Source organism: Thalassotalea sp. Sam97, assembly GCF_041379765.1.
Taxonomy (GTDB): domain Bacteria; phylum Pseudomonadota; class Gammaproteobacteria; order Enterobacterales; family Alteromonadaceae; genus Thalassotalea_A; species Thalassotalea_A maritima.
This window is the reverse complement of record NZ_CP166919.1, coordinates 2,555,920-2,569,139: the sequence shown is the minus strand read 5'-3', so window position 1 is coordinate 2,569,139 and position 13,220 is coordinate 2,555,920. Positions and strand designations below refer to the sequence as shown.

4 protein-coding genes, 3 rRNA genes and 2 pseudogenes are annotated in these 13,220 nt (G+C 43.8%); 6 read left to right on the top strand and 3 right to left on the bottom strand.

All coding sequences use genetic code 11. The annotated features are described in order from the left end of the window. Positions 1 to 54 precede the first annotated feature (54 nt). Positions 55 to 2,628 (top strand): ATP-dependent chaperone ClpB, encoded by a 2,574-nt coding sequence (gene clpB / locus ACAX20_RS11460; RefSeq protein ID WP_371186328.1) that lies wholly within the window; start codon positions 55 to 57, stop codon positions 2,626 to 2,628. 428 nt (positions 2,629 to 3,056) lie between these two features. On the opposite strand, the gene ACAX20_RS11455 is transcribed toward clpB, so the two are convergent. Beyond that, on the bottom strand, positions 3,057 to 3,455 hold the full coding sequence (locus ACAX20_RS11455; RefSeq protein ID WP_371186326.1) for a DUF4124 domain-containing protein: 399 nt from the start codon (positions 3,453 to 3,455) through the stop codon (positions 3,057 to 3,059). 1,036 nt (positions 3,456 to 4,491) lie between these two features. On the opposite strand from ACAX20_RS11455, the gene ACAX20_RS11450 reads away from it, so the two are divergent. The 4 genes and pseudogenes from ACAX20_RS11450 to ACAX20_RS11435 all read left to right on the top strand — a co-directional run. Then, positions 4,492 to 6,031 (top strand): 16S ribosomal RNA (locus ACAX20_RS11450). Between the two features lie 367 nt (positions 6,032 to 6,398). Beyond that, positions 6,399 to 9,280: ribosomal RNA gene (locus ACAX20_RS11445) — 23S ribosomal RNA — on the top strand. 161 nt (positions 9,281 to 9,441) lie between these two features. After that, a 5S ribosomal RNA gene (gene rrf / locus ACAX20_RS11440) occupies positions 9,442 to 9,556 on the top strand. The 16S, 23S and 5S rRNA genes sit together here, the layout of an rRNA operon. A gap of 291 nt (positions 9,557 to 9,847) precedes the next feature. Further along, positions 9,848 to 10,912 (top strand): annotated as a pseudogene (locus tag ACAX20_RS11435) (IS256 family transposase); the annotation flags it as partial. Between the two features lie 271 nt (positions 10,913 to 11,183). Here ACAX20_RS11435 and ACAX20_RS11430 read toward each other — a convergent pair. Continuing rightward, positions 11,184 to 11,883, bottom strand: a pseudogene (locus ACAX20_RS11430) (transposase). Between the two features lie 438 nt (positions 11,884 to 12,321). On the opposite strand from ACAX20_RS11430, the gene ACAX20_RS11425 reads away from it, so the two are divergent. After that, positions 12,322 to 12,843 (top strand): YqhA family protein, encoded by a 522-nt coding sequence (locus ACAX20_RS11425; RefSeq protein WP_371186324.1) that lies wholly within the window; start codon positions 12,322 to 12,324, stop codon positions 12,841 to 12,843. 119 nt (positions 12,844 to 12,962) lie between these two features. Here ACAX20_RS11425 and ACAX20_RS11420 read toward each other — a convergent pair whose 3' ends face one another. Beyond that, the gene (locus ACAX20_RS11420; RefSeq protein WP_371186322.1) at positions 12,963 to 13,217 is read right to left on the bottom strand and encodes a uroporphyrinogen decarboxylase; all 255 of its coding nucleotides are present in this window, start codon (positions 13,215 to 13,217) and stop codon (positions 12,963 to 12,965) included. Positions 13,218 to 13,220: the final 3 nt, after the last annotated feature.

Genomic DNA, 13,220 nt, shown 5'->3' with positions numbered 1-13,220 from the left:
TACGCATATCTACTAACTATACCTTACAAACTTTAAGGGCTTTAGGAGACGATAATGCGATTAGATAAGTTTACTCAAAAGTTTCAACAGGCCTTAGCAGACGCACAAAGTCTGGCGCTCGGCAAAGATCATCAGTTTATTGAGCCTGCACATTTAATGTTGGCACTGCTAAATCAAAGTGGTGGCTCGATAGCTCCCATCTGTCAAAATATTGGTATTAACGTTGGCGATTTTCGCAATAAGCTGACCGAAATTTTGCAACAAATCCCGCAAGTACAAGGAATTGGTGGTGATATCCAAATTTCCAATCAACTTGGCTCACTACTCAATTTATGTGACAAACTTGCGCAAAAGCAAGGCGATAAATACATATCATCAGAAATGTTCTTGTTAGCCGCATTGCAAGATAGTGGTGCCCTTGGTAAGTACTTACAACAATCATCGGTCAAAGAAAATCAAGTTAAGCAAGCGATGGAGCAAAGTCGTGGTGGGCAAAATGTCAATGACGCCAACGCCGAAGATACCCGTCAAGCATTAGATAAATACACCATAAATTTAACGGAGCGGGCTGCGCAAGGTAAGCTGGATCCGGTTATTGGTCGCGATGAAGAAATTCGCCGTACCGTCCAAGTATTGCAGCGTCGCACCAAAAATAACCCTGTCATTATCGGCCAGCCGGGTGTTGGTAAAACGGCCATTGTCGAAGGTTTAGCACAGCGCATCGTCAACGGGGAAGTGCCTGAAGGATTGAAAAACAAACAAGTACTGGCGCTTGATATGGGCGCATTGATAGCTGGCGCTAAATACCGAGGTGAATTTGAAGAACGCCTTAAAGCAGTGCTTAATGAACTAGGCAAAGAAGAAGGGCAAATCATTTTATTTATTGATGAATTGCATACTATGGTGGGCGCGGGTAAAGCCGATGGTGCCATGGATGCGGGCAACATGCTCAAGCCTGCTCTAGCGCGCGGCGAATTGCACTGTGTCGGTGCGACAACCCTTGATGAATACCGCCAGTATGTTGAAAAAGATGCTGCGCTTGAGCGTCGTTTTCAAAAAATACTGGTCGATGAACCGTCTGTCGAAGATACCGTAGCTATCTTGCGGGGTTTAAAAGAGCGCTACGAATTACACCATAGCGTTGAAATTACCGATCCGGCAATTGTTTCTGCAGCAAGTTTATCGCATCGTTACATCAGTGATAGACAGCTACCAGATAAGGCAATTGACTTAATCGATGAGGCAGCTTCGAGTATTCGTTTGCAAATGGACTCCAAGCCAGAGCAACTGGATCGCCTTGAGCGGCGTTTAATTCAGTTGAAGCTTGAGCAAAAAGCAGTAGAAAAAGAAACCGATAGTGCATCGCAAAAACGTTTGGCCGTCATGGAGCAAGAAATTGACAAATTACAGGCAAACTATGATGAACTAGAGCAAGTGTGGAAAAAAGAAAAAGCCTCGTTATATGGCACACAAACCATTAAAGCAGATCTAGAGCAAGCACGTATTGATCTAGAAATGGCACAACGCTCGGGCGATTTAAATCGTATGTCTGAATTACAATATGGACGTATACCAGAACTTGAAAAGCAACTTGCTGAAGCTGCCAATAGTGAAGGCCAAGAACTGCAACTTCTTAAAAACCGAGTAACGGATGTTGAAATAGCAGAGGTACTATCGAAAGCAACGGGTATTCCGGTGGCAAAAATGCTTGAAGGTGAGCGTGACAAATTATTGCGTATGGAAGAGCAAATAGGTCAGCGAGTTATCGGCCAACAACAAGCGGTAACGGCGGTTGCTAATGCCATTCGTCGCTCTCGCGCAGGACTATCGGATCCAAACCAACCGATTGGCTCATTTATGTTTTTAGGCCCAACCGGGGTGGGTAAAACCGAATTGACCAAAGCATTAGCTCAGTTTTTATTCGATACCGAAGATGCGTTAATCCGCGTCGACATGTCAGAGTTTATGGAGAAGCATTCGGTTGCACGACTTATCGGTGCTCCACCTGGCTATGTCGGTTATGAAGAAGGTGGTTATTTAACCGAAGCGGTGCGTCGCAAACCTTATTCTGTGATATTACTTGATGAAATTGAAAAAGCGCATGCTGATGTATTTAATATTCTGCTACAAGTGCTGGATGACGGTCGCTTAACGGATGGTCAAGGCCGAACCGTTGATTTTCGCAATACCGTGATTATCATGACGTCGAATATGGGCAGCGACGTCATCCAGGAAATGGCATCGGAAGCGGAGTATGTACAAATGCGTGACACGGTAATGAACGTGGTGGGACAGTACTTTAAACCAGAGTTTATCAATCGTATCGATGAGTCAGTGGTATTTCATCCACTTGATGCGCAGCAAATTAAAAAAATTGCCAAGATACAAATCGACTTACTGGTCAAACGATTAGCTGAAAAACAGTTTACGGTAGACGTGAGTGATGCCGCTTTAGCAAAAGTATCAGAAGCTGGTTTTGATCCAGTATTTGGTGCTCGGCCATTAAAGCGGGCTATTCAAACATATATTGAGAACCCGTTAGCACAAGAAATATTAAAAGGTAAATTTGCGCCTGAATCGGTCATTACCATCGATGTCGATAACCAGGGCGAGCTCGCGATTCACTAATGTCATGCGATAGTAAAAAGGGGCGCACAAGTTGCGCCCTGTTTGTAAAGACGACTGTAGCAACCCATTTAAATCAAACATTGATATCATCAATAACCGTTATTGCCTGGTTCGCCCGTTACTCAAATCGTATGTTTTTGTCGTTATCTATCAACCGGCACAAACGATACCGCTAATATACGATGTATAGCGAACAGGCTGTTGCAAGTGATAATCGCGAGCTCACGTTGTCTTTGTGATAATGGGGTTAGGGCTTAACTGTGGATAGGGCTTATATGCTTTTTCAACTTTGACGCTGAGAAACGTATTTGAGATGGTGGTGGTTAGAAAGGTTTGGTAACCAACGTTACGCTTATTACTTTCACATATTTGTACAGCAATAAAGCAAGGATATTGTTAAGAGCAACAATGAAGTGAAGTCAATGGAACTAATCGCAATAGACTTCGACTTCTCTTTCACTTAATTCGATACGCTGTTGCCGCTCCATTTCTGATAACCTTCGAGTTTTGCCATTTTCATCAACCATCTGCACCACTTTAAATTGTTGCAATGTTCTCAGGTTTTGTCGAGATATATCACACTGCCTTGCAATGGCATCGGAAGCTTGAGCGCCATTACCGCGTTGTTTGTTTACAGGATCTAATTTGGCAACCGTTGGCGAACTCTCTGTCGTTACCGAAAGCTCAACATACTCGTTATGATCAGGCTCGTGTTGCCCATAATGAACAACACCTTGTTTATCAACCCAGCGGTATACCGTAACACCGCTAGCAAGTACATTTAAAGAAATGGTACCGAGTAAAACTAAGCTTATTATTTTTAACATAGTGCCTACTCCTCTTTATATCGCCTTATATATAGATGCAACAGACATCCAAGGGCGGTTATTGTTTTTTATGATCACCAACAATGTATACAGTTCAATAGCATTATAACATTGCTTATTTATCACTCTAATATCAGAGTATAAGCCCTCTTGAAAAAAATAACTACATTTTATCAGATATTTATAGCGTGATTTTTAATCAGTAAAGGCAAGCCTGTTAAAGGCTAACAGGTGCAAATTATTATCTCACCAAGTCTGTATCGGCATAAGCCTGTAGTAAGTTAGTCATGTAGTAATTAGATGTGTGATGATTTAACTCGCTAAAGCACGATTTATCTTACGTGTGTCAATTTACTTTGCCCATGACAATAGATAAACATCTATAGTTAATGAACGTTCATAAAAGAGTTTATGATAATCACTCTGTTTGAATTTCAATCAAGTGATAACTTTGCTCATGAAAATGAAGCGATATCGCTAACGGTTTGTTGGTTTTTTGTTGTTTTTGCTTGTTATTTGCACTGTGTCAAATTAATTATCAGTTTTTTCAAAAAAACAGTTGACCTTAAATCAAAAATCCCTAAAATGCGCATCCACTTCAACGGCACAGCCAATAAGGCTTCACAGCAGTTGAAGTGCTGAAGTTTGTAAAAATAACGAATCCAATTCAGTATTTTTACAAAGCCTCGTTTTGATAAGTTAAGTTGTTCAATATGAGCCTTAACGGTCAACAAAAACTTTTGAAAATTAATTTTTAAAAAGTGTTGACATCGAAACTGAGATGCGTAAAATGCGCATCCACTTCAACGGCAAACGCCGCGGAAGTTCAAGTAATAACGAATGCGATTGTTACTTCAATTCTTTAACAAATAGTTATCATGCAATTTGTGTGAGCACTCACAAGAAAATGGTTTTACCATATTGTCTTTAAGACATAACTTGATGAGTGACACGCAAAACGACATATGTCAAGTTGGTAGCAATACCAACAAGCGTAATTCATTGAGTCGATTCTTCGGAATCACGATTTAATTTTTAATTGAAGAGTTTGATCATGGCTCAGATTGAACGCTGGCGGCAGGCTTAACACATGCAAGTCGAGCGGAAACGATTCTAGTTTACTAGAAGGCGTCGAGCGGCGGACGGGTGAGTAATGCTTGGGAATATGCCTTTAGGTGGGGGACAACAGTTGGAAACGACTGCTAATACCGCATAATGTCTACGGACCAAAGGAGGGGATCTTCGGACCTTTCGCCTTTAGATTAGCCCAAGTGAGATTAGCTAGATGGTGGGGTAATGGCCTACCATGGCGACGATCTCTAGCTGGTTTGAGAGGATGATCAGCCACACTGGGACTGAGACACGGCCCAGACTCCTACGGGAGGCAGCAGTGGGGAATATTGCACAATGGGCGAAAGCCTGATGCAGCCATGCCGCGTGTGTGAAGAAGGCCTTCGGGTTGTAAAGCACTTTCAGTAGGGAGGAAAGGGTAGTCGCTAATATCGGCTATCTGTGACGTTACCTACAGAAGAAGCACCGGCTAACTCCGTGCCAGCAGCCGCGGTAATACGGAGGGTGCGAGCGTTAATCGGAATTACTGGGCGTAAAGCGTGCGTAGGCGGATTGTTAAGCGAGATGTGAAAGCCCAGGGCTCAACCTTGGAACTGCATTTCGAACTGGCTGTCTAGAGTATTGTAGAGGGTGGTGGAATTTCCAGTGTAGCGGTGAAATGCGTAGAGATTGGAAGGAACATCAGTGGCGAAGGCGGCCACCTGGACAAATACTGACGCTGAGGCACGAAAGCGTGGGGAGCAAACAGGATTAGATACCCTGGTAGTCCACGCCGTAAACGATGTCAACTAGCTGTCTGTGGACTTGATCTGTGGGTAGCGTAGCTAACGCGCTAAGTTGACCGCCTGGGGAGTACGGCCGCAAGGTTAAAACTCAAATGAATTGACGGGGGCCCGCACAAGCGGTGGAGCATGTGGTTTAATTCGATGCAACGCGAAGAACCTTACCATCCCTTGACATCCAGAGAACTTACTAGAGATAGTTTGGTGCCTTCGGGAGCTCTGAGACAGGTGCTGCATGGCTGTCGTCAGCTCGTGTTGTGAAATGTTGGGTTAAGTCCCGCAACGAGCGCAACCCCTATCCTTATTTGCCAGCGCTTCGGGCGGGAACTCTAAGGAGACTGCCGGTGATAAACCGGAGGAAGGTGGGGACGACGTCAAGTCATCATGGCCCTTACGGGATGGGCTACACACGTGCTACAATGGCGGATACAGAGGGCAGCAAGACCGCGAGGTGGAGCGAATCCCAGAAAGTCCGTCGTAGTCCGGATTGGAGTCTGCAACTCGACTCCATGAAGTCGGAATCGCTAGTAATCGTGGATCAGAATGCCACGGTGAATACGTTCCCGGGCCTTGTACACACCGCCCGTCACACCATGGGAGTGGGTTGCAAAAGAAGTAGCTAGTTTAACCTTCGGGAGGACGGTTACCACTTTGTGATTCATGACTGGGGTGAAGTCGTAACAAGGTAACCCTAGGGGAACCTGGGGTTGGATCACCTCCTTACCTTAAGTAAAACATTCCTTGTCGAGTGTTCACACAAATTGAATGATAACATTCGCATGCCTAAGTCATAGATTTAGACATGATGCTCTTTAAAAATTTGGAAAGCTGATATTAAACCCGGTATTTCATAGAAGACTATGTCGCGTAGTTCTTCAATAAAATGTGAAATACCAAAACGAAGAAGAAATTCTTCAAAAATTGATTTTTAAAATCAATTTCTTTCAAGGTCGAATTTAGTACATCCATGTACAATTCGACATCCAAACATCCGTGTTTGGAACATTCATTTATGAATGCGTGAACATGTCAGACATACATTTGGTCTTGGTTTTGTCACCAAGGCACTCGAAACTTTTTGGGGTTGTATGGTTAAGTGACTAAGCGTATGTGGTGGATGCCTTGGCAGTTAGAGGCGATGAAGGACGTGTTAATCTGCGATAAGCTGTGTTGAGCCGATAAAAGGCGTTATAAGCACAGATTTCCGAATGGGGAAACCCACCTGTCATAAGGCAGGTATCGTTAAGTGAATACATAGCTTAACGAGGCGAACCGGGAGAACTGAAACATCTAAGTACCCCGAGGAAAAGAAATCAACCGAGATTTCCTTAGTAGCGGCGAGCGAACGGGAATTAGCCCTTAAGCGGTTTGTGAATTAGTGGAATAAGCTGGAAAGCTTGACGATACAGGGTGATAGTCCCGTACACGAAAATGACCTTACCGTGAAATCGAGTAGGACGGAACACGTGAAATTCTGTTTGAATATGGGGGGACCATCCTCCAAGGCTAAATACTCCTAACTGACCGATAGTGAACCAGTACCGTGAGGGAAAGGCGAAAAGAACCCCTGTGAGGGGAGTGAAATAGAACCTGAAACCGCATACGTACAAGCAGTGGAAGCCTTCGGGTGACTGCGTACCTTTTGTATAATGGGTCAGCGACTTACATTTTGTAGCAAGGTTAACCGATTAGGGGAGCCGTAGCGAAAGCGAGTGTTAACTGCGCGTTTAGTTGCAAGGTGTAGACCCGAAACCCGGCGATCTACCCATGGGCAGGTTGAAGGTTGAGTAACATCAACTGGAGGACCGAACACACGTATGTTGAAAAATGCGGTGATGACCTGTGGGTCGGAGTGAAAGGCTAATCAAGCCGGGAGATAGCTGGTTCTCCCCGAAATCTATTTAGGTAGAGCCTCGGACGAACACCACTGGGGGTAGAGCACTGTTAAGGCTAGGGGGTCATCCCGACTTACCAACCCTTTGCAAACTCCGAATACCAGTGAGTGATATCCGGGAGACACACGGCGGGTGCTAACGTCCGTCGTGGAAAGGGAAACAACCCAGACCGCCAGCTAAGGTCCCAAAGTCTATGTTAAGTGGGAAACGATGTGGAAAGGCCCAGACAGCTAGGAGGTTGGCTTAGAAGCAGCCATCCTTTAAAGAAAGCGTAATAGCTCACTAGTCGAGTCGGTCTGCGCGGAAGATGTAACGGGGCTAAACATAGCACCGAAGCTGCGGATTTGAACTTAGGTTCAAGTGGTAGGGGAGCGTTCTGTAAGCCGTTGAAGGTGTGTTGTAAAGCATGCTGGAGGTATCAGAAGTGCGAATGCTGACATGAGTAACGATAATGGGGGTGAAAAACCCCCACGCCGAAAGACCAAGGTTTCCTGTCCCATGTTAATCAGGGCAGGGTAAGTCGGCCCCTAAGGCGAGGCGGAAACGCGTAGTCGATGGGAAACAGATTAATATTTCTGTACTTCTTATAATTGCGAAGGAGGGACGGAGCAGGCTAGGCAAGCATGGCGTTGGTAGTCCATGTGAAAGTATGTAGGTTGGGAGTTTAGGCAAATCCGGACTCCTAAGACTGAGATACGAGACGAGACTCTACGGAGTTGAAGTTGTTGATGCCATACTTCCAGGAAAAGCTTCTAAGCATCAGATTATAAGGAACCGTACCCCAAACCGACACAGGTGGTTAGGTAGAGAATACTAAGGCGCTTGAGAGAACTCGGGTGAAGGAACTAGGCAAAATAGTACCGTAACTTCGGGAGAAGGTACGCCGGCTAGTGTGAATCCCTTGCGGAGTAAGCACCGGTCGGTCGAAGTAACCAGGTGGCTGGAACTGTTTATTAAAAACACAGCACTGTGCAAAATCGAAAGATGACGTATACGGTGTGACGCCTGCCCGGTGCCGGAAGGTTAATTGATTGGGTTAGCGCAAGCGAAGCTCATGATCGAAGCCCCGGTAAACGGCGGCCGTAACTATAACGGTCCTAAGGTAGCGAAATTCCTTGTCGGGTAAGTTCCGACCTGCACGAATGGCGTAATCATGGCCACACTGTCTCCACCCGAGACTCAGTGAAATTGAATTTGCGGTTAAGATGCCGTATACCCGCGGCTAGACGGAAAGACCCCGTGAACCTTTACTATAGCTTGACAGTGAACATTGCTCCTACATGTGTAGGATAGGTGGGAGGCTTTGAAGCGAGTACGCCAGTATTCGTGGAGCCAATCTTGAAATACCACCCTTGTATGCGTGATGTTCTAACCTGGGCCAGTAATCCTGGCTGGGGACACTGTCTGGTGGGTAGTTTGACTGGGGCGGTCTCCTCCCAAAGCGTAACGGAGGAGCACGAAGGTTGGCTAAGTACGGTCGGACATCGTACGGTTAGTGCAATGGCATAAGCCAGCTTAACTGCGAGACAGACACGTCGAGCAGGTACGAAAGTAGGTCATAGTGATCCGGTGGTTCTGTATGGAAGGGCCATCGCTCAACGGATAAAAGGTACTCCGGGGATAACAGGCTGATACCGCCCAAGAGTTCATATCGACGGCGGTGTTTGGCACCTCGATGTCGGCTCATCACATCCTGGGGCTGAAGTCGGTCCCAAGGGTATGGCTGTTCGCCATTTAAAGTGGTACGCGAGCTGGGTTTAGAACGTCGTGAGACAGTTCGGTCCCTATCTGCCGTGGGCGTTTGAGAATTGAAGAGGGCTGCTCCTAGTACGAGAGGACCGGAGTGGACGAACCTCTGGTGTTCCGGTTGTCACGCCAGTGGCATTGCCGGGTAGCTATGTTCGGAACTGATAACCGCTGAAAGCATCTAAGCGGGAAGCAGGCTTTGAGATGAGTTCTCACTGGGACTTTAAGTCCCCTAAAGGGTCGTCGGAGACTACGACGTTGATAGGCAGGGTGTGTAAGCGTTGTGAGGCGTTGAGCTAACCTGTACTAATTGCCCGTGAGGCTTAACCATACAACACCCAAGAGGTTTTCGTATGGTCTGACAAATAAGTTCAAGCATTCATATTGAAAGAAATAAGATATCACTTTCCAGATTATTAAATATGTGGAGTCGTCGCTCCTAGCCATCCATGGCTTCGAGACATAAATACATCCATGTATAAAAGTTTTTTGTCTGGCGACAATAGCACTTTGGAACCACCTGAACCCATGCCGAACTCAGAAGTGAAACGAAGTAGCGCCGATGGTAGTGTGGGAGTTCCCATGTGAGAGTAGGTCATCGCCAGGCTTCCAATTAAAAGAAAGGCTGCACATTGTGCAGCCTTTTTTGCTTTCTATTGCTGGCTCGACCTACAACGTAGTTATCGAAAAATTGCACATACCGTCCCACTAAAGTGTGTCCCACTAGACAAATAAAAAAGTCTCTCTTAGTTTAGTTGAAAGTTTCGACCAAAAAACAATCAACAACAAACGGAGAGAGACTATGACTAATTTAACGCTGAATAGTAAGCAAATTCAAGCAGCATTAGATTCTTTAATCCAAAAGCCAGGTGGTCTAAATTAGGTATTAGAGCTCGCCCTTAATTCATTTATGAAAGCTGAGCGAACGGAATACCTAAGATCTTCTCAAGGTAACAAAGGCAATGGCTATAGACCTGTGGCAGGCTTAGGTATAGGTGATGCTCTATCTTTACAGGTACCTCGTGATCGATTAAATCAATTCAAGCCTTGGATCCTCAATGTCATGAAAGAGCAAAGCGATACACTGAACGAACTTTGTTTTGAGCTTTATGCCAAGGGGCTTACAACTCGAGAAATTGAATCAATAACTGAATCTATCTATGGCCAAAAGCTCACTCGAAGCGCCGTATCGCGCATTACTAAGAGCCTATATGAGGAAATGGAAGACTTCAGAAAACAGAAGTTATGCGATTATTACCCCATCATTTATCTCGATGTGACATTTATCAAAACAAAGCCTGAAACGGTTTCTAGCGAAGCCTACTATATCGTTTTAGCGGTAAAGCACGACATGACTCGTGAAGTGATTGGTATTTACAATGCACCGACCGAATCAGCAGCCAATTGGGATGACATCTTGTTAGATTTAAAGGAGCGTGGCCTCAAGCAAATCGACCTTGCTGTGATTGATAACCTATCGGGCTTAGATTCGGCCATTGAACAGCATTATCAATGTAAAATTCAAAAGTGCGTCTTACATATGAAACGCAACATCTTAAAAAAAGTGAAGAAGTCTCATCGTGGTGAAGTCGCTGATGATTTGAGGTTTGTCTTTAATTTAGATGATCAATCAGATGACCGTGAAGAACTTATGATCCGCGCTCGGTGGTTATATGAGAAGTGGGGTAAGAGATATTCTAACTTTAAGATGTTTATTGATAAGCCGTACTTGCAGTATTACGCCACATACTTGGACTTTGAGCCGATCATCCGCAATATGATTTATACTACCAACTGGATTGAACGATTAAATAAATCATTCAAACGAACGTTAAAAATAAGGAATTCCATGCCAAGTGTTGATTCTGTATTAACCATTCTAAGTAAGGTAGCACTGGATATGAATAAAACGACTTACCAATACCCGATAAGTCGCTTTGAGAAAAGTAACTTGTTTAACTAGGTAATTTGAAACTGAAATTAAAATAAGAGAGACACACTTTCTGGGACGGTACCAAATTGCATCCATGGATTTTCGATATTCACCACATCCATGTGGCTTATCCCCAGGCTTCCAATTCCGAAAAGCCCGTTCGTTTGAACGGGCTTTTCTCGTTTAAGGTATTGGCTCGACCTACTACGTAGGTTCACGATGTTTTTCCTTCCATGAAACATCGTCATACCGTCCATCCATGGACATAATCGCTAGGCTTTCTATTTAACCTCAGATCGGTTTAAGCCATCAATTCTTCAACAGTAATTGATGGCTTATTTGTTTTATGGTTATAAGCTATTAATGCACCAAGCACAGTAAGTAGCAGCCCATGTATACTGCGGTGTCTATAATGCTCAAGTTGGCAAATATTCTTTAGCTGGTCGTTTACCGTTTCGATAATAAAGCGCTTTGACAGCATTGCTTTGTCCCACGCAGAGATAACTTTGGCTTTCATATTGCTGCGCACATTCGTGATAAACCTTACCCCTCGTTCTGCGAGTGACTGCTCTAGTCTGCTACTTATATAGCCTTTGTCACCCATCAAATGTTTTGTGCCTCGGTATCCGTAAGTTGTGGCAGACTTTTATGCTTGTTGAATCAATGAAACATATGTCAGTGTCGGTTGATTTGAGTGTCTTGAAATAGCTAGATAGGGGCACGACAGCGCGCGGCATAAGCTCGAGAAAACGAGTGTAACTCAGCAGGTTTGGAAAATCCTTCTTATGAAATCGAGCAACATAGCCGATGTAAAAATTTTTAAAATCTCGATGGTGAGACATGTGAAAAAGCACAATGACCGTCATTATTTCGGACATCGACATTTGGCAAGCACGCTCTCTTTTTATCTGGCCTTGCTTTAGTTGGTAAGAGCGCCACTCAGGGACAAAAAATTTACAAAAATCATCGAAATCAGTAAACAACTCAACTAATTTATTCATGCTAGCTCTAGTTCTTATGGTTTTTGCTCGAACGATCTGATCGTGGAGCTAGCATTTAGTTCAAATTTTTATCCCGAGTTCAGGTTAATTAAGAAAAACCCGTCTTAACGACGGGCTTTTCTCGTTTAAGGCCTCGGCTCGACCTACTGCGTAGATTCACGATGTTTTTCCTTCCATGAAACATCGTCATACCGTCCATCCATGGACATAATCGCTAGGCTTTCTATTTAGAAAAACCAGACCTCGCGACGTTTTTTTGCTTCTTGAATTCGTGGTATTTCCAAATCCATGTCGGTGTCTCTAATTACTAATATATAATACTTTTGCTTAGCCATAGCGCTGAGTTGGCTAAGCCGACGTTTACATCGTTGGTTAGTTAAGGCATTATTGCTCAATAGTTTTTCTCGTATTTATAAAACGTCAGGGAGTAGGAGTTTAATGGAAAAGTTATTCGAGTCTATGTTATGGAACAGCCGTATAATCCTTGTTTTAGGAGTCATCTCTTGTATGGTGACTGGTATATCTTTAATAGGTTTAGGTCTGTATGAAGTCATTCATCTCATTAGTGCATTGTCAGATTATCTTATAACTCAATCAACGACAGTAACTCGTGATAATATTATTCTTTATGTTGTTGAAATATTAGATACATTTTTATTAGCTTCGGTTTTGTTCATTTTTGCATTTGGTTTATATGAGTTATTTATAAGCCCAATTGAGAACACTCGACAACACGCATCAAAGGCTTATGAAATAAAGTCGATTGATCAGTTAAAAGCAAAGCTTGGAAAAGTGGTGATAATGCTTTTGGTCATAAAGGTGTTTGCTTATCTTGTTGAGATAAAACCGACAGATATTTTAGGCCTTTTGTATCTCGCATTCATTGTTTTACTTGTTGCAGTAAGTCTTTGGTTGGGTAACGGTGGTCACAACATCAAAGTGGAAACAAAGAAAAATTAATTAAGTTTATAAATATGTGTGTTAGAAAGGGTGATTCACACGTTATCTAGACAGTAGACAAATAAACCCCGCCCATCGTATAGATGGGCGGGGTTTTTATACTTGATTAATGTAAACGATTAAACCGCAGGTACAGTTAGTTCGTTTTGGGCATGACGCTTGTCAATATACATTTTGCTCAGGTAGTAGATATTAACGCACATGATAAAGGCATTCATCATGCCGACAGGTAATGCGCCAATAGTAAAGCCGTAGATCGAGAACATAGCGCAACCGATCATATTCGTAATACGCAAGTGCACAATATTTTTCATCATTAACGATATTGCGACAACGACAGAAGCTGCAAAGCCGAACACTTCAATAAGTTCCATAAT